This window comes from Shinella sp. 1A1 (assembly GCF_055379515.1).
The window spans coordinates 1,516,249-1,533,591 of sequence record NZ_AP039672.1 but is presented as its reverse complement, the minus strand read 5'-3'; the positions used below and the strand labels follow the sequence as shown (position 1 = coordinate 1,533,591).

Here is a 17,343-nt window from a genome sequence, read left to right as displayed (position 1 = left end):
TGCACTCACCCCAGGAATTAGGGATTTATAAATAATATCTCTAATGTCTAATCATATTTAAGTCTCTTATTTTTCAATAACTTACACTGAAAAACTACCCTAAGGTGAGTTGGTGTATTTTCCTCTTCTTGACTACCATTAGATGAATTTGGCAACCGGGCTTTACGGTTCATTAAGCGTATCTGGGAATTCTGGCGCGGGAAATACTCCCTTCAGAAACGTTTATCGGGGCCTCCATGTCCTCCACCCTGCCCGGTGACGCACCGTTAACCTTGCCAACGGCGCTTACCATCAAGAACATATCGGCGGTCCAGGAGCTTATCCTGAGCCATCTGAACAATAATCCGGCAGCGATACTTGATATCGACGCGGAGGCGCAGGTCGACCTCAGTTTCGTCCAGCTCGTGACGGCGGCGCGCAAGCACGCTGCGTCCCGCGCGGGCCGGCTTCTACTTGCACGACCGGCGGCGGGGGACCTTTACGACGTGCTGAAGCGCGGCGGCTTTCTCGACGAGATGACGCCGGACGCCGCGCATTTCTGGCTGCATCAGGAGAAGAATTGATGACCGCGAAAATCTTGACCGTGGACGATTCCGCCAGCATCCGGCTGACGACACGCGTCACCCTCAGCAATGCCGGCTATGCCGTGACCGAGGCGGTCGACGGGCTCGACGGCCTCAACAAGCTGAAGGAAGGTGAATACGACCTCGTGGTCACCGACCTCAACATGCCGAACATGGACGGCCTGACGATGATCCGCGAGCTGCGCAAGCTGCCCGCGCATACCGGCGTGCCGGTCATCTTCCTCACCACCGAATCCGACGGCGAACTGAAGGCGCAGGCCAAAGCCGCCGGCGCCACCGGCTGGCTCACCAAGCCTTTCGATCCGGAAAGCCTCGTCAAGATAGCCCGGAAGGTCCTCGGAAAATGAGCAACCCGGACCCGATCTCAGTCTTCCGGACAGAAGCGGCCGAACTGCTGGAACAGATCGAGTCCGGCCTTCTGGACCTGACCCGCAGCCTCGACGACCGCGACCAGATCGACGCGGTCTTCCGGGGCCTGCACACATTGAAGGGGTCGGGCGCGATGTTCGGCTTCGAGGCGCTCGCCGCCTTCACGCATCATTGCGAGACCGCCTTCGACCGCGTGCGCAAGGGCGACGTGCCGGCAACGCACGAACTGGTCTCGGCGGTCCTTTCCGCGCAGGACCACATGCGCGCCCTGCTCGAAACGCCGAACGGCGACCATGACGCGATGAGCGCGAGCCTCCTCGACAACCTGCACCGCGCCGTCAACGGCGCGGGCTCGCCCGCCCCCGCGGCAAGCGTTACCGTCGCGACTGCGCCGGTGGCCGAAGCGTCCGGCGGCATGCGTGAATGGCGCATCCGCTTCAGCCTGCCCGTCAACGCCATGGCGAACGGCACCAATCCGCTCGGCCTGCTCGACGAGATGCGCGACCTCGGCGAATGCCGGATCGTCGCCGATGCGGCGAAGGTGCCCGAGCTTGCCGAACTCGACCCGCGCGACATCCACCTTTCCTGGGACGTGACGCTGAAGACCGACAAGCCGCGCAGCGACATCGAGGACGTCTTCATCTTCGTCATGGACGACATGGAGCTGGAGATCACCGAGATCGCCATCGAGCCTCCGGCCACAACGCCCGAGCCCGCCCCCCTGCCGAAGGCGGTGGTGGTGACGGAGCGCGAAGCGCCGGCCGTGCAGGCTGCCAACGATTCCAGGCAGGCGAAGTCGGCCGAGAACGTCCGCGTTCCCGCCGAACGGCTCGACGAGATGATGGACCGTGTCGGCGAGCTCGTCATCGCCCAGTCCCGCCTCACCCAGCTTGCGGGCGCGGCGGCCGACCTTGGCCTTCGTTCCGTCTCGGAAGAGATCGAGCGCCTTTCCGGCGAATTGCGCGACACGATGATGGTGCTGCGCATGATGCCGGTCGCCAGCCTCTTCAGCCGCTTCCGCCGTCTCGTGCACGACCTGTCGCGCGAGACCGGCAAGGAAATCGAACTCATTACCGAGGGCGAGAGCACCGAGGTCGACAAGACGGTCATCGACCGGCTCGCCGATCCTCTCGTCCATCTCGTGCGCAACTCCATCGACCACGGCCTCGAAAAGCCCGAGGAGCGCATCGCCGCCGGCAAGGACGCGAAGGGCAAGGTCCTTCTCTCGGCCCATCAGACGGGCGGCGAGGTCATCATCACCATCAAGGACGACGGCCGCGGCATCAACCGTGAGCGCGTGCGCGCCAAGGCCGAGGCCTCCGGCCTGATCCAGCCGGGCCAAGCGCTCTCCGACCCGGAACTGCTGCAGCTCATCTTCCAGCCGGGCTTCTCCACCGCCCAGCAGGTCACCAACCTTTCCGGCCGCGGCGTCGGCATGGACGTGGTGAAGAAGACGGTGGAAGCGCTGCGCGGGGCGATCGACATCACCAGCAAGCCGGGCGACGGCTCGGAAGTCTCGCTGCGCATCCCGCTGACGCTCGCCATCATCGACGGCCTGCTCGTGCGTGTCGGAGAGGGCTGCTATGTCATCCCGCTCTCGGCGGTCGAGGAGTGCCTGGAGCTCTCGCTCGAAGACGACCTGCGCTCGCGCGGGCGCTCCTTCATCTCGCTGCGCGACAGCCTCGTGCCGTTCCTGCGCCTGCGCGAGCTCTTCCGCACCGGCACCCAACCCGATCCGCACCAGAAGGTCGTCGTCATCTCGACGGGCTCCGAGCGTGTCGGCCTCGTCGTCGACCAGATCATCGGCGACCACCAGACGGTCATCAAATCCATGTCCAAGCTGCACCATGACGTCGCCACCTTCTCGGGCGCGACCATCCTCGGGGACGGCAGCGTCGCGCTGATCCTCGACGTCACCCATCTGGTCGCGGCCGGACAGCATCAGGAGGCGCAAATGCGGGCGGCAGGATGAGCGAAGCAGCACGGAAACTCGACCACGACACGATCTGGGGCGTTGAGGAAGACCTTTCCGTCCTCACCTTCAACCTCAACGGCGAGACCTTCGCCATCGAGGCGACCGTCGTGCAGGAAATCCTCGACCTTCTGCCGGAGACCCACGTTCCCGGCAGCAAGCCCTTCGTTTCCAGCGTCATCAACTTCCGCGGCAAGGTGATCCCGCTCGCCGACATCCGTCTCGCCTTCGGCATGGACGCGACGGAAACCACCATAGACAGCCGCATCGTCGTCATCGAGCTCGACCTCGACGACGAACCGACGCTGGTCGGCATCCGCACCGACAAGGTCAACGAAGTCACGACCCTGCCGAAGGTCGCCAGCGAGCCGCCGCCGAGCGTCGGCATGCGCTGGCGCGCCGACTACATCAACTGCCTCGTCAAGCGGGGCGGCGAATTCATCATCGTCCCGAATCTGCACGCGATCTTTTCCTCCCGGAAGGAACGCACCGGCAACGCGCAAGCGCCGAACTAGGCACTCAGGAGAGACCCATGCGCTTTACCATAAAACTCAAGCTGTTCCTGACATTCGGCTTCATGATCGCGGTGCTTCTCGGCACCGCGGGCTACGGCATCATGAGCCTCGGCGGTCTCAACACGACGCTCAGCGACGTGCTGAACGGCCCGGCCGAGCGCCTGAAGCTCACCCAGACGCTGAACAACCTGCAACTCCAGCAGATCCGCCAGCAGAAGAACATGCTGTCTTCCGCAAGCACCACCGAGACGAACCGCTATATCGGTCTCAGCGACGAGGCGCGCAAGGAATTCGACGCAACCTTCGGGCAGATTCTCGCCAAGGCGACGGAACAGGGCAAGGTGATGTGGGACAAGCTCTCCGCCTTCACCACCGATTTCCGCCGCAACGACGATCGCATCCGGGCGCTGGCGCTCGCCGGCGACATGGACGGCGCGACCCGCATCTCGAACACCGATGCGCGCGCCGTGACCAACGAGATCGACAAGCTGCTCAGCGAAGTCGTCAAGCTCGAGGAAAGCCGCCTGGACGAAGCCGAACTCGGCGCCCAGGCGCAATATGAAAGCACGCGGACGGTCATGATCGCAGCCGCCGCCATCGCGGTTCTGATCGCAGCGCTTGCAGCCACCTGGATCGTCCTGTCGATCAACCGCGGCCTCGGCCGCGCTGCGAGCGCCGTGCAGGCCGTCGCCGATGGCGACCTCACCCGCTTTGCCGACATCACCACGAAGGACGAGATCGGCGACATGCTCGGCCATGTCAACACGATGATCGAGCGCCTGCGCGGCGTCGTCGCCGACGCGCTTTCCGCCTCCGAGAACGTCTCGTCCGGCAGCCAGGAACTCTCCTCCAGCTCCGAACAGCTGTCGCAGGGTGCGACCGAGCAGGCCTCCTCCGCCGAAGAGGCCTCCGCCTCGATGGAAGAGATGGCCGCGAACATCAAGCAGAACGCCGACAACGCAGCCCAGACCGAGAAGATCGCCCGCCAGTCCGCCAAGGACGCGGAAGCTTCCGGCGAAGCGGTCGGTCGCGCCGTCGGCGCCATGCGCACCATCGCGGAAAAGATCTCCATCGTGCAGGAAATCGCCCGCCAGACGGATCTTCTCGCCCTCAATGCCGCGGTGGAAGCCGCCCGTGCCGGCGAGCATGGCAAGGGCTTTGCCGTCGTCGCCTCGGAAGTGCGCAAGCTCGCCGAGCGCAGTCAGGCGGCCGCCGCCGAGATCAGCACGCTGTCCGGCCAGACCGTCTCCGTCGCAACGGAAGCCGGCGACATGCTGAACCGGCTGGTGCCCGATATCCGCAAGACCGCCGAGCTGGTCTCCGAGATCTCCGCCGCCTGCCGCGAGCAGGATATCGGCGCCTCGCAGATCAACGAGGCGATCCAGCAGCTCGACAAGGTGACGCAGCAGAATGCCGGCGCCTCGGAAGAGATGTCCGGCACTTCGGAGGAGCTCGCCGCCCAGGCCGAGGAACTGCAGACCTCCATCGCCTTCTTCCGCGTCGACGGTGCCCGCAAGGAACCGAACCACGCCGACCGGCTGCGGGCGACCGCTGCGAAGATGGCCGCTCCCGCCGCCAAGCGGCCGGCCGCGAGCCCTGCCCATCGCCCCGCGCCGGCGAGCGCCAAGGCGGCGCGCGGCAACGGCTTCTCCCTCGACATGTCGATGGGCGGCCCGGATGCCGACGATGCAGATTTCAGGGAAAGCGCCTGATCGGAACCAATGATGGCGGCGCGCCCGGCAACGGGCGCGCCGTGCAATCGACATCGGCGCATGTCAGCGCCGGCGAAAGGGCTGCTCCGGCGGCCCGCGGAAGGGTGAGTGTATCGGTCTTCACGCATGGGAGCACCGCTTTGCGGCCGCTCCGCCCTCAACAGGCATCTGCAAGGAGAACAGGATGCGCCTTACCATCAAGCTGAAGCTGGGCCTCGCCTTCGGCTTCCTCATCGCCCTTCTTTGTATTTCGGCCGGCATCGGTATCCGCAGCCTCAGCGAAATGAACACCCTGCGCAACGACCTTATCGAAGGCCCGATCCAGCAGGACGACTATTCCAACGACCTCGCGGCCGCCTTCGACGGACTGGGCCTTGCCGAGGCCGACCTTCTGCTCGCGACGACGCTCGAGCGGACGAACAAGGCGAAGGCCACCATCGCGGCCGAGCGGGAGGCCTTCGAAAAGGCGCTGAACGACGGCCAGAACGACGCGACCGGCGAATTCAAGGCCAAGTGGCAGGAGATTCGCGACTTCTGGGACGACTACCTCGCCATCAACGACAGGATCGTCTCGCTGATGGCCTCCGGCCAGCGTGACATGGCGCTTGAGATCAACCAAACGGAAGGCGCCGTCGCCGCCGACAAGCTGGACGGCATGACGGCCGCTCTCGCCAACCTGACCGAACAGGCGATCAAGGATTCCGACACGGTCGCCGATGCCGGCTACGAGACGGCGTTCTACACGCTCGTCATCCTGACCCTCTCCGCCCTCGTCCTTTCCGTCGCCGCCGCCCTCTGGATCGCGCTCGGCATCAATACCGGCCTGCGCAAGATCCGGAGCGTCGCGGAAGCCGTCGCGGTCGGCGACCTCGACCAGAATGTCGAGATCAGGACCAATGACGAGATCAAGGACCTTGTCGACACGATCAACGTGATGACCGGCAACCTGCGCAACACGGCCACCATCGCCGACCAGATCGCCAATGGTGACCTGACCGTGACGCCGAAGGCCCTCTCCGACAAGGATACGCTGGGCATTTCGCTGGAAAGCATGGTGGAGCGCCTGCGCGGCGTCGTCGCCGATGCCCTTTCGGCAGCCAACAACGTCTCCTCGGGCAGCCAGGAGCTTTCGGCCAGCTCCGAGCAGCTCTCGCAGGGCGCGACCGAGCAGGCCTCCTCCGCCGAAGAGGCCTCCGCCTCCATGGAAGAGATGGCCGCGAACATCAAGCAGAACGCCGACAACGCCGCCCAGACCGAGAAGATCGCCCGCCAGTCCGCCAAGGACGCGGAAGCTTCCGGCGAAGCGGTCGGCCGCGCCGTCGGCGCCATGCGCACCATCGCGGAGAAGATCTCCATCGTGCAGGAAATCGCCCGCCAGACGGACCTTCTCGCCCTCAACGCCGCGGTGGAAGCCGCTCGTGCCGGCGAGCACGGCAAGGGCTTTGCCGTCGTCGCCTCGGAAGTGCGCAAGCTCGCCGAGCGCAGTCAGGCGGCCGCCGCCGAGATCAGCACGCTGTCCGGCCAGACCGTCTCCGTCGCAACGGAAGCCGGCGACATGCTGAACCGGCTGGTGCCCGATATCCGCAAGACCGCCGAGCTGGTCTCCGAGATCTCCGCCGCCTGCCGCGAGCAGGATATCGGCGCCTCGCAGATCAACGAGGCGATCCAGCAGCTCGACAAGGTGACGCAGCAGAATGCCGGCGCGTCGGAAGAGATGTCCGGCACCTCGGAGGAGCTTGCCGCCCAGGCCGAGGAACTGCAGACCTCCATCGCCTTCTTCCGCGTCGACCGCGCGGCGGGCGTCCCGGCTTCCGCCCAGCGCCGCCCGGCGCCGGCAGCGGCACGCCCGGCCGCCAAGTCCGCGGCCACACCCGCCCGCAAGTCCGACAACAGCGTCAATGCCCAGCAGGCCCGCGCCCGCGGCTTTGCCCTCGACATGTCGATGGGCGGCCCGGATGCCGACGACGCAGATTTCAGGGAAAGCGCTTGATCATGGCCGGCACGTCCTCCGAATCCCAGTACGTTACCTTCTCCCTCGACAACGAGGTCTTCGCGGTCCCCGTCTCGGTGGTCCGGGAAATCCTCGATCATGAGGAAGCCTTCAGGATCCCGCATGGGCCGGACTACCTGCTCGGGCTCCGGGACGTGCGCGGCCAGGGCGTGCCGGTCATCGATCTGCGTCTCCGTCTCGGCATGACGAAGACGGAGAGGACGCCGCACACGCGCGCGCTCGTGCTCGACGTGCCGATCGGCGAGAAGACCCTGACGCTCGGCCTCGTCGCCGACCGCGTCTACGAGGTCATTCCCTTCCGTGCGGAGGAGATCGAGGGTGCGCCGGACATCGGCGTGCGCTGGCCCTCCGACTACATTGCCGGTGTCGTGCGCCGCGATGGTGGCTTCGTCGTCATCGTCGATCTCGCCCGCCTCTTCTCCAGCGCGGAAGTGGCGATGATGGGAACGGCGAACCGCCTCGCCGCGACGGCATAATCTCGAGGAGACGGGTGTGGGAGCAGCATTGCGGGCGCAGGCGGGCGAAGACGGCTTGAGCAGCCGGAATTTCGAGGCCCTGTCGCGATATATCTACGACTATAGCGGCATCAAGATGCCGATCACCAAGCTGACCATGCTGGAGGGCCGCCTGCGGCGACGCCTGCGGGCCACCGGCATCCCCAGCTTCAACGCCTATTGCGACTATCTCTTCAAGCATGACGGCATCGAGAAGGAAGCGATCTTCCTGATCGACGCGGTGACGACCAACAAGACCGACTTCTTCCGCGAGCCGAAGCATTTCGACTTCATGGAGCGGACCGGCCTGCCGGAACTGGTCGCGGGCGGGCACAAGCGGCTGCGCCTGTGGAGCGCCGCCTGCTCGATCGGCGCCGAGCCCTATACGATGGCGATGGTCATGCAGGATTTCGCCGATGCCACATCCGGCATCGACTACCGGATTCTCGCGACGGACCTTTCGACCGATGTGCTGGCCGCCGCCCGCCGCGGCGTCTATCCGCGCGACATGGTCCAGCCCGTGCCGGCCGAACTCCAGCGGCGCCACGTGATGATCTCGCGCGATGCCGCGCGCGGCGAGGTGCGCATCCATCCCCGCCTTCGCTCGACCATCGGCTTTGCCCGCATGAACCTCATGGACGGCGCCTACAAGGTGGGCGAGCCGATGCACATGATCTTCTGCCGCAACGTACTGATCTATTTCGACAAGCCGACACAGGCGAAAGTGCTGACACGGCTCTGCGATTGCCTTGTCCCCGGCGGTTTCCTCTATGTGGGCCATTCCGAAACGGTCACCGGCATTCCCCTGCCGGTGCGCCAGGTCGCCAACACGGTTTTCAAGAAGATCTGATGCCCCTTCCGGCCAAGAAAATCCGCGTTCTCATCATCGACGACTCGGCGAGCGTACGCCAGGCGCTGACCCATGTGCTGGAAGAGGACCCCGAGATCGAAGTGATGGGCGCGGCCTCCGATCCCTTCATGGCGGCAAAGAAGATCCAGGAGGAGCTGCCCGACGTCATCACGCTCGACGTGGAAATGCCGCGCATGGACGGCATCACCTTCCTGCGCAAGATCATGTCGCAGCGGCCGATCCCCGTCGTCATGTGCTCCTCGCTGACGGAAGAGGGCTCCGAGACGCTGATGCAGGCGCTGGAAGCCGGCGCCGTCGACATCATCCTCAAGCCGAAGATCGGCGCGGCCGATCATCTTGCCGAATCCGGCACGCGCATCCGCGAGGCGGTCAAGGGCGCGGCCGTCGCCCGGCTCGGCGCGAACCGGCGCAGCGCTGCGGCAAGCGGGCCCACGGCCAAGCTCACCGCCGATGCCGTGCTGCCGCCCCCCTCCGGCCGGGCCATGGCCAAGACGACGGAAATGGTGGCCTGCATCGGCGCCTCGACGGGCGGCACGGAAGCGCTGCGCGTGCTGCTCGAACAGTTGCCGGCCAATTCGCCGGGCATCGTCATCGTCCAGCACATGCCGGAAAAATTCACCGCCGCCTTCGCCAAGCGGCTGAACAGCCTTTGCGAGGTGGAGGTCAAGGAAGCGGCGCACGGCGACCCCGTGCTGCGCGGCCATGTGCTGATCGCCCCCGGCGACCGGCACCTGATGCTGGAGCGGCAGGGCGCGCGCTACCATGTCGCGGTGCGCGAGGGGCCTCTCGTTTCCCGCCACCGGCCATCCGTCGACGTGCTCTTCCGCTCGGCGGCCCGCGCCGCGGGCGCCAACGCCATGGGCGTCATCATGACCGGCATGGGCGACGACGGCGCGCGCGGCATGGCCGAGATGCACCAGGCTGGCGCCTATACGGTGGCGCAGGACGAGGCGTCCTCCATCGTCTTCGGCATGCCGAAGGAGGCGATCGCCCATGGCGGGGTCGACAGGATTCTGCCGCTCGACCAGATCGCCCGCGAAATCCTCGCGGCGGACCGGCGCAGATAAGGCATTTTCATCCACCATTAACCATGATGGGCGAAAGTGGCGAAGCACCATGCGAAGGTGCCTGCCCGAGCGATGACCGGCTCGACGAACCGATCCGGAGAAGCCCATGCCCGTCATCACCTTCGCCAATACCAAGGGCGGCGCCGGCAAGACGACGGCGGTGCTGCTGCTCGCCACCGAGCTTGCCCGCCTCGGCTTCCGCGTCTCGGTGCTCGACGCCGATCCGCAGCACTGGATCACCCGCTGGTACGAGACATCGCAAAGCGCGCTCGGCAAGCTGACCGTGGTGCCCTACGTCACCATGAACTCGATCGACCGGCAACTCGCCGAGGAGAAGGCGCGCGCCGATTTCGTGCTGATCGACCTGCCGGGCTCGCGCTCCTCGCTGCTCGCCAAGGCGGTCGGCCATGCCGACTATGTGCTGATCCCCGTGCAGGGGTCGGCCATGGACGCCCAGGGCGGCGCCAATGTTATCGAGCTCCTGCAATATCTCGAGGACAAGGCCGATATCCGCATCCGCCATTCCGTCGTGCTGACGCGCGTCAACTCGATGGTGACGACCCGCGCGATGAACGCCGTCAAGGACCTGCTCGCCGCCCGGCGCGTGCATCTCCTGGAAACGCCGATCATCGAACGCTCCGCTTTCCGCGACATGTTCGGCTGCGGCGGTACGCTCTATTCGATGGATGCGCGCCGCGTCAGCAATCTGGACAAGGCCCAGGAGAATGCCCGCGCGCTGGCGCTGGAAGTGCTGCAGCAGATTCCCGCCGCGCGACATGCCGGCATTCCGGGCCTTCGCAACGTCGCCTGAGGCACCGCTTCTTTCCGGCGTCCCCGCCTTCCACGCTCCTGCACCTGCCTCTACCGACAGGATGGATGCTCGGGTCAAGCCCGAGCATGACGACGGAGAGATAGGCATAATGACGGAGAGCAGGGGCACATCCGCCAAGCCCGGCTCGCCAGCGTTCGAACTGTTCTTTTGAGAAAATTCAGGCCCAGAAGCGGAAAAGCCTGCCGCGGGAGGAGGTGCGGCAGGCTTTCCGATAGAACCGAATGACGACTGGGAGGAGGAGTGTCGTCATTCCCGCAGTCGGCCCTGGGAGGAGGAGTAGGCCTTCTGCATCCATCGAAGCCTCGTGGGAGGAGGTACGTTGCTTCGATAAGTGTGACTATATCCGATTCCTGATTATTTCATAGGCACCGTTTTGCAATGCAGCTATGCGTTATGCGCGTAACGTATATCTCAATTCCGTTGAATTAAGTCTCACCGAGGTGATTCGTTCGCACATGCAAAAACGCCCGCCGGAAGGCGGGCGTTTTTGAAATCTTGCCTTGCGGCGTCGGTCAGAAGCCGACGGCGGCGCGGGCGACAGCCTTGATTTCCGAACGCTCGATGCCGAGGTCGCGCAGTTCGCGAGCGGACATGCGGTCGAGTTCGTTGACGGTCTGACGGTACTTGCGCCAATTGTTGAAGGAACGTGCCATGTTCATGATGATCCCCTTTCGTAGGGCTCTCTGTTCGGCACCGGTCCGTGGCGCCGCGTCTTTCGATGGCCGCCTTGTACCGTCATGCTGCGCTGCGGAAAAGCGCGAAGCTGGCACGTCACCCATGCAGTGGATGCATGGGTGAGTAAGGTTTCATTAACGAAGCAGCTATGCGGCGCGCGCAGCCTGCTCCTCGCGCAGGAAGGCGGTGAAGCGCTTCAGGCCCTCGCGCAGGATCGCTTCGCCATTGGCGTAGCCGATGCGAAGATAGCCTTCCATGTCCATGGCGCTGCCGGGTGTCAGCATGACGCCGGTGCGCTCCAGCAGCCTGGTGCAGAAGGCCTCGGAAGTGAGCGGGAGGTCGTATTTCAGGAGCGCGGTCGTGCCGGATTTCGGCTTCACCCAGGAAATCAGCGGCTCGCCCTCCACCCATTCGGCGAGGATGGCAAGGTTGCGCCGGGTGATCTCATGGCTGCGCGCAAGGATCTTGTCGCGATTTTCCAGCGCGATGGCCGCGAAATGGTCGTCCAGCATGCCGACGCTGATCGTGTTGTAGTCGCGATGGATGGAAACCTTGTGAAGCAGCGCCTTCGGCCCGACGATCCAGCCGAGGCGGAGGCCCGCCAGCGAATAGGTCTTCGACATGCTGCCGGTGCTGATGCCCTTTTCATAAAGATCGGCGATGGAGGCCGTCATGCCATCGCCCTGCTGGTCCGTGCCGCGATAGACCTCGTCGCAGAGGATCCAGGCGCCGCAGCCGCGCGCGATCTCGACGACCTGCGAGAGGAAGTCGCGATCCATCAGCGAACCGGTCGGATTGTTGGGGTTGTTGAGGCAGATGAGCTTCGTGCCGGGCGTGGCAAGGCGGCGCAGCTCGGCAAGATCCGGCAGGAAGCCGTGCTCGGGCGTCAGCTTGAGAATGCCGACATCCGCCCCGAAGCTTTCGGGGATCGAATAGTGCTGCTGGTAGGTGGGCAGGACCGAGACGACGCGGTCGCCGGGCTCCACCAGCGTCTCGTGCACCAGCGCATTGGCGCCGATCGCGCCATGGGTGACGACGACATTCTCGATCGCCTGCTTCTCGTAAAGGCCGGCGATCTGCCCGCGCAGCCGGTCGCTGCCCTCGATCGCGCCGTAGGTAAGCTTCATCGGCAGCAGCTCGGACAGGATGTCGTCGCGCTTGCCGGCCATGTCGAGCAGCTCGGCGACCGTCAGCGATTCGACGCAGGTTTCCGCGAGATTGAGCTCGCAATGGTTTTCATAGCGGTTCATCCATATTTCGACGCCGAAATCGCGTATCTTCATGGCGGGGTCCTTTCGGGTTAGAAAGCGAAAAGCGGGCAGCAGCCCTTCGACACGAACGATAGAGCAGTATATTGCACAGTCAAGAACGCAGCGACGTCCTCGCCCATGTCTCGGGCAACCTGCGCCGCCTCAGGCAGGCAGCGGGTCTCAGCCAGGCGGCACTGGCGGAAGCCTCCGGCATCAGCCGCCGCATGATCGTGGCGCTTGAGGGAGGCGACGCCAATATCAGCCTCTCGAGCCTCGACAAGCTTGCCGCGGCGATGGGCGTCGGCTTCGTCGATCTCGTGCGCGATCCCGCCCGGGCGCCATCCGCCGAGATCAACGAGGTGACGTGGCGGGGAAAGCATGCCGAAAGCACCGCCGTCCTGCTCGGCTCCGCGCCGGCAACGGTGGAGGCGCAGATGTGGCTCTGGTCGCTCGGCCCCGGCGAGCGCTACGAGGCGGAGCCGGACCCGGCCGGCTGGCACGAGATGGTGCTGGTGACGGAAGGCACCCTGCGGCTCGAACTTTCGGGTACGGTGAAGGACTATCCGGCGGGCAGCTTTGCCGTCTACGGCACCGACCGGGCCTATGCCTATGCCAATCCCGGCGACGTGCCCGTGCGTTTCGTGCGCAACGTCATCGCCTGACCGTCAGCCGGCCAGCAACCGCCAGCCGATGCCGGCCAGCGCCGTAAGGCCGAGCGTCAGCAGCACAGACGCCTTCAGCCGGAAAAGCGCGAAGGCGGCTGCGGCCGCCAGCAGCGCCGAGGGCAGGACGATCGTCGCAAGGACGGGCAGTTCGATATGGAACGGGCCGGCGGCCAGCACAGTCACCCGGCCGAACAGCGTGTGAATGGCGAACCAGACGGCAAGGTTGAGGATGACGCCGACCACCGCGGCGGTGATCGCCGACAGGGCGCCGGAAAGGGCGGCATTGCCGCGCAGCTTCTCGATGAAGGGCGCGCCGAGGAAAATCCACAGGAAACAGGGAACGAAGGTGACCCATGTGGTGAGGATCGCGGCAAGCGTCGCGGCCACCATCGGATCGAGGCTGCCGGGATCGCGATAGGCTCCGAGAAAGCCAACGAATTGCAGCACCATGATCAGCGGCCCCGGCGTCGTTTCCGCCATGCCGAGCCCGTCGAGCATCTCGCCCGGCCTCAGCCAGCCGTAGTGCTGCACGGCCTCCTGCGCGACATAGGCGAGCGCCGCATAGGCCCCGCCGAAGGTGACGACCGCCATCTTGCTGAAGAAGATGCCGATCTCGGTGAAGACATTGCCGCCGCCGGCGAAGACCGCGATGAGAGCGACCGGCCCGAGCCAGAGGCCGAGAAGCGCCGCCGATATCTTCAGCGACCAGAGGAGATCGGGGCGGGCATGGGCCGGCGTCCCTTCGCCGAGAAGCGAATCGCGATCCTGCAGCACGGCTCCGCGCGCGGCCGCGTGGCCGGAGGCGGTGCGGAACAGGCGCGATCCCGACCGCGACCCGGCATAGCCGACGATGGCGGCAACGAGGATGATGAGCGGGAATGGCACCTTGAAGGCGAAAATGGCGATGAAGGCGCCGGTAGCAATGGCGATCATCGCCGGATTGACCAGCGCCCGGCTGCCGATGCGGAACACCGCCTGCACCACCACGGCCAGCACCGCCGCCTTGAGGCCGAAGAACAGCCCTTCGACGATGCCGGCATCGCCGAAGATCACATAGACATAGCTGAGGGCGAGGATGGAAAGGAAACCCGGCAGGATGAAGAGGAGGCCGGCGGCCAGCCCGCCCCAGGTGCGGTGCATCAGCCAGCCGATGTAGACGGCAAGCTGCTGCGCCTCCGGCCCCGGCAGCAGCATGCAATAGTTGAGCGCATGGAGAAAACGGCTCTCGCCGATCCAGCGCTTCTCGTCGACGACGATGCGGTGCATGACCGCGATCTGCCCCGCCGGCCCGCCGAAGCTGAGCGCTGCGACCCGCGCCCATACGCGCAGCGCCTCGCCGAAGGAAACGCCGTGGCCCTGCCGCGCGTCCGGATTTGCAGGCGCGGTCATTGTCTCATCCATCGAATGTCCTCTCCCCGTCGAACCGGCCTGCTACATGGCCTCTTCTTATGACACGGATTCGACAGCCGCTCCCCACCTTCGCCGTTTCAAAAAAGAGGTGGCGCCGGACTGGCATTCGGCTAGGGTCGCACCACCGGCCGGGGGCACCGCTTTCAGGGACTGTCGGAACTGGTCGCGGACGAGTCGCAGACAGGCTGCACTGGCGTCGAGCGAGGCCCTAAAATCGGGCGCAATTTCTCATCGGGGTCTATCAGCATGGCAGAGTTTCCGCAAAAGGCGAAGGTCGTCATCATCGGTTTGGGTGGCATCGTGGGCGCGTCCATCGCCCACCATCTCATCGAGCGCGGCTGGGACGATATCGTGGGCATCGACAAGTCGGGCATCCCGACCGATATCGGTTCGACGGCGCATGCCTCGGACTTCTGCTACACGACCAGCCACGACTATCTCTCGGTCTGGACGACCCAGTATTCCATCGATTTCTACGAGAAGATGGGCCACTACGCCCGCATCGGCGGCCTCGAAGTCGCCCGCACGGGTGACGATGCCTGGATGGAGGAGATCAAGCGCAAGCTTTCCTCCGCCCGCGCCTTCGGCACGCGCGCCCGCTCGGTCTCGCCGTCCGAGATCAAGGAAATGTTCCCGCTGATCGAGGAAGACCAGGTGCAGGGCGGCCTGTTCGATCCCGATGCCGGCCTCGTCATCCCGCGTTCGCAGACCGTCGCGGGCAAGCTGGTCGATGCCGCCGAGAAGTCCGGCAAGCTGCAGGTCTACGGCAACACGCCGGCCACCGCGCTCATCGTCGAGAAGGGCCGCATCAAGGGCGTCGTCACCCATCGCGGCACGATCATGGCCGACCATGTCATCGTCTGCGCCGGCATCTGGGGCCGCCTGATCGCCGAGATGGTGGGCGAGGACCTGCCGGTCATGCCCGTCGACCATCCGCTGACCTTCTTCGGCCCGTATAACGAATTCGAAGGCACCGGCAAGGAAATCGGCTTCCCGCTGCTGCGCGACCAGGGCAACTCCGCCTATATGCGCGACACGGGCGACCCGAAGACCACCGAGGGCGGCCAGATCGAATGGGGTTATTATGAGACCACCAATCCGCGTCTCTGCCATCCGCGCGACATTCTCGAAAAGCACGAGGCGCGCCTGTCGCCCTCACAGCGCGACCTCGACATGGAACAGATCCTCGAGCCGCTCGAAAAGGCCATGGAGCTGACGCCGATCCTCGGTGAACTCGGCTATAACGAAGGCCATTCCTTCAACGGCCTGCTGCAGGTTTCCGCCGGCGGCGGCGCGTCCTGCGGCGAAAGCCAGAAGGTGCGCGGCCTCTGGTACTGCGTCGCCATCTGGGTGAAGGACGGTCCCGGCTACGGCAAGCTGATCGCCGACTGGATGACGGACGGCCGCACCGAGATCGACCACAACTCGATCGACTATTCGCGCTTCTACCCGCACCAGCTGGAAGAGAAGTTCATCGAGGGCCGCACCTACGAGGCCGCCCAGAAGATCTACTTCCCGGCCGTGCACAACCGCGAGCCCTATGCCTCGGGCCGCGGCGTCAAGCGCTCGCCCTTCTACGAGCGCGAGGTGGAGCTCGGCGGCTACTTCATGGAACTCGGCGGCTGGGAGCGCGCGCATGGCTACAAGGCCAACGAGCACCTTCTGGAAAAATACGGCGACCGCGTGCCGGTGCGCGAGAACGAATGGGACAGCCGCCACTTCTGGCGCGTCTCCAATGCCGAGCACCTGGCGCTGAGCGAGGATTGCGGCATCATCAACCTCTCGCACTTCCACATGGTCGATATCGAAGGTCCCGACCATGTCGAGCTCCTGGAATGGCTCTGCGCGGCAAAAATCGGCGGCGACGGCAATATCGGCAAGGGCATCTATACCCACTTCCTCGACGACGAGGGCATGGTGCGCGCCGACTTCACCGTCTTCCGCATGGCCGACCGCTGCCGCCTCGTCAACGGCGCCGATGCCGGCCCGCGCGACTTCCACTACATGAAGCGCGTCGCCGAGGATCGCGGCCTCGACGTCACCATCACCGACACGTCGGAGAAGTTCATCACCATCGGCATCTGGGGTCCGAACGCCCGGGAGAACCTCAAGAAAGTAGTCGCCGATCCCGATGGCCTGAACGTCGAGAACTTCCCCTTCGCCGCGATCAAGCAGATCGAGATCGCCGGCAAGAACGTGACCGCCTTCCGCATCTCCTATGTCGGCGAGCAGGGCTGGGAACTGCACATGAAGTACGAGGACGGTCTCGCTGTCTGGGACGCTTTGCGCTCCACCGGCGTTATGGCGGTCGGCGTCGAGACCTATGCCAACTCGCGCCGCATGGAAAAGAGCCTGCGCCTTCAGAACGCCGACCTTCTTACCCAGTACAACCTCATCGAGGCCGACCTTGCCCGCCCGAAGGTCAAGGAAGCCGATTTCCGCGGCAAGGCGAAGCATCTGGAATACAAGGCGCGCGACCACCAGCCCGCCATGCTCTGCACGCTCGTCATGACGGAGAATACGGACAGGAACGGCGTCAAGCGCTACCCGCTCGGCAACCTGCCGGTCGTGGACCCGGCCACCGGCGAAATCCTGATCGACGACCTCGGCCGCCGCTCCTACACGACCTCCATCGCCTTCGGCCCGACCATCGGCAAGAACATCGCGCTTGCCTACCTGCCGCATGCCTATTGCCAGGAAGGCCGCAAGCTCAACATCGAATATTTCGACGAGAGCTACCCGGTCGAGGTGGTCAGCATCGGCTATAAGCCGCTTTACGATCCCGAGAACCTGAAGCCGCGCACGTAAGCGGCTTCACATCAAACGAAAAGGCGTGCCGGTGGAAAGCCGGCACGCCTTTTTCGTTTGCGAAGACTTTGACCGTCCAGTCACTTCAAGCACGCCCTCTCTTTCCCC

General features: G+C 64.9%; 15 protein-coding genes. 12 read left to right on the top strand and 3 right to left on the bottom strand.

The annotated features are described in order from the left end of the window. The first annotated feature begins 236 nt into the window (after positions 1-236). The 10 genes from ACZ48C_RS23885 (at position 237) to ACZ48C_RS23840 (ending at position 10,406) form a co-directional block, all read left to right on the top strand. Positions 237-563, top strand: coding sequence for an STAS domain-containing protein (locus tag ACZ48C_RS23885; protein WP_464783211.1), 327 nt, complete (start codon positions 237-239; stop codon positions 561-563). Then, on the top strand, positions 563-931 hold the full coding sequence (locus ACZ48C_RS23880) for a response regulator (protein ID WP_119254349.1): 369 nt from the start codon (positions 563-565) through the stop codon (positions 929-931). The genes ACZ48C_RS23885 and ACZ48C_RS23880 overlap by 1 nt, the downstream gene beginning before the upstream one ends. Beyond that, positions 928-2,925, top strand: a complete 1,998-nt coding sequence (locus ACZ48C_RS23875) for a chemotaxis protein CheA (protein ID WP_464783210.1) — start codon at positions 928-930, stop codon at positions 2,923-2,925. The genes ACZ48C_RS23880 and ACZ48C_RS23875 overlap by 4 nt, the downstream gene beginning before the upstream one ends. Continuing rightward, positions 2,922-3,440, top strand: a complete 519-nt coding sequence (locus tag ACZ48C_RS23870) for a chemotaxis protein CheW (protein ID WP_119254347.1) — start codon at positions 2,922-2,924, stop codon at positions 3,438-3,440. Before ACZ48C_RS23875 ends, ACZ48C_RS23870 begins: the two co-directional genes overlap by 4 nt. Before the next feature lie 17 nt (positions 3,441-3,457). After that, positions 3,458-5,152, top strand: a complete 1,695-nt coding sequence (locus ACZ48C_RS23865) for a methyl-accepting chemotaxis protein (RefSeq protein WP_464783209.1) — start codon at positions 3,458-3,460, stop codon at positions 5,150-5,152. A 184-nt stretch (positions 5,153-5,336) separates the two neighbouring features. Beyond that, complete coding sequence (locus ACZ48C_RS23860; RefSeq protein WP_464783208.1) at positions 5,337-7,142, top strand: methyl-accepting chemotaxis protein; 1,806 nt, start codon at positions 5,337-5,339, stop codon at positions 7,140-7,142. A 2-nt stretch (positions 7,143-7,144) separates the two neighbouring features. After that, positions 7,145-7,639, top strand: coding sequence for a chemotaxis protein CheW (locus tag ACZ48C_RS23855; protein ID WP_119254344.1), 495 nt, complete (start codon positions 7,145-7,147; stop codon positions 7,637-7,639). Positions 7,640-7,655: 16 nt separating this feature from the next. Next, positions 7,656-8,507, top strand: a complete 852-nt coding sequence (locus tag ACZ48C_RS23850; RefSeq protein WP_464783207.1) for a CheR family methyltransferase — start codon at positions 7,656-7,658, stop codon at positions 8,505-8,507. Then, a complete protein-coding gene (locus ACZ48C_RS23845) occupies positions 8,507-9,595 on the top strand; it encodes a protein-glutamate methylesterase/protein-glutamine glutaminase (protein ID WP_119254342.1) in 1,089 nt (362 codons plus the stop codon). The genes ACZ48C_RS23850 and ACZ48C_RS23845 overlap by 1 nt, the downstream gene beginning before the upstream one ends. A gap of 106 nt (positions 9,596-9,701) precedes the next feature. Further along, positions 9,702-10,406 carry a ParA family protein gene (locus ACZ48C_RS23840; protein ID WP_424546504.1) on the top strand — a complete coding sequence of 235 codons (705 nt, stop codon included), beginning with the start codon at positions 9,702-9,704 and terminating at the stop codon, positions 10,404-10,406. A gap of 533 nt (positions 10,407-10,939) precedes the next feature. Here the strand turns inward: ACZ48C_RS23840 and ACZ48C_RS23835 are convergent. Both ACZ48C_RS23835 and ACZ48C_RS23830 read right to left on the bottom strand, forming a co-directional pair. Beyond that, positions 10,940-11,086 carry a DUF1127 domain-containing protein gene (locus tag ACZ48C_RS23835; RefSeq protein ID WP_119254340.1) on the bottom strand — a complete coding sequence of 49 codons (147 nt, stop codon included), beginning with the start codon at positions 11,084-11,086 and terminating at the stop codon, positions 10,940-10,942. Positions 11,087-11,248: 162 nt separating this feature from the next. After that, a complete protein-coding gene (locus ACZ48C_RS23830; RefSeq protein ID WP_318913278.1) occupies positions 11,249-12,385 on the bottom strand; it encodes an aminotransferase in 1,137 nt (378 codons plus the stop codon). 71 nt (positions 12,386-12,456) lie between these two features. On the opposite strand from ACZ48C_RS23830, the gene ACZ48C_RS23825 reads away from it, so the two are divergent. Continuing rightward, complete coding sequence (locus tag ACZ48C_RS23825) at positions 12,457-13,014, top strand: XRE family transcriptional regulator (protein ID WP_119254338.1); 558 nt, start codon at positions 12,457-12,459, stop codon at positions 13,012-13,014. 3 nt (positions 13,015-13,017) lie between these two features. Here the strand turns inward: ACZ48C_RS23825 and chrA are convergent, their stop codons facing one another. Then, positions 13,018-14,418, bottom strand: coding sequence for a chromate efflux transporter (gene chrA / locus ACZ48C_RS23820; protein WP_464783206.1), 1,401 nt, complete (start codon positions 14,416-14,418; stop codon positions 13,018-13,020). A gap of 255 nt (positions 14,419-14,673) precedes the next feature. Between chrA and ACZ48C_RS23815 the strand changes: the two genes are divergently transcribed. Then, positions 14,674-17,235 (top strand): GcvT family protein, encoded by a 2,562-nt coding sequence (locus ACZ48C_RS23815; protein WP_464783205.1) that lies wholly within the window; start codon positions 14,674-14,676, stop codon positions 17,233-17,235. Positions 17,236-17,343 lie beyond the last annotated feature (108 nt).

Coding starts and splice junctions, on each gene's coding strand:
- ACZ48C_RS23885 (WP_464783211.1), top strand. CDS start 237: ATGTCCTCCACCCTGCCCGGTGACGCACCGTTAACCTTGCCAACGGCG.
- ACZ48C_RS23880 (WP_119254349.1), top strand. CDS start 563: ATGACCGCGAAAATCTTGACCGTGGACGATTCCGCCAGCATCCGGCTG.
- ACZ48C_RS23875 (WP_464783210.1), top strand. CDS start 928: ATGAGCAACCCGGACCCGATCTCAGTCTTCCGGACAGAAGCGGCCGAA.
- ACZ48C_RS23870 (WP_119254347.1), top strand. CDS start 2,922: ATGAGCGAAGCAGCACGGAAACTCGACCACGACACGATCTGGGGCGTT.
- ACZ48C_RS23865 (WP_464783209.1), top strand. CDS start 3,458: ATGCGCTTTACCATAAAACTCAAGCTGTTCCTGACATTCGGCTTCATG.
- ACZ48C_RS23860 (WP_464783208.1), top strand. CDS start 5,337: ATGCGCCTTACCATCAAGCTGAAGCTGGGCCTCGCCTTCGGCTTCCTC.
- ACZ48C_RS23855 (WP_119254344.1), top strand. CDS start 7,145: ATGGCCGGCACGTCCTCCGAATCCCAGTACGTTACCTTCTCCCTCGAC.
- ACZ48C_RS23845 (WP_119254342.1), top strand. CDS start 8,507: ATGCCCCTTCCGGCCAAGAAAATCCGCGTTCTCATCATCGACGACTCG.
- ACZ48C_RS23840 (WP_424546504.1), top strand. CDS start 9,702: ATGCCCGTCATCACCTTCGCCAATACCAAGGGCGGCGCCGGCAAGACG.
- ACZ48C_RS23835 (WP_119254340.1), bottom strand. CDS start 11,086: ATGAACATGGCACGTTCCTTCAACAATTGGCGCAAGTACCGTCAGACC.
- ACZ48C_RS23830 (WP_318913278.1), bottom strand. CDS start 12,385: ATGAAGATACGCGATTTCGGCGTCGAAATATGGATGAACCGCTATGAA.
- chrA (WP_464783206.1), bottom strand. CDS start 14,418: ATGGATGAGACAATGACCGCGCCTGCAAATCCGGACGCGCGGCAGGGC.
- ACZ48C_RS23815 (WP_464783205.1), top strand. CDS start 14,674: ATGGCAGAGTTTCCGCAAAAGGCGAAGGTCGTCATCATCGGTTTGGGT.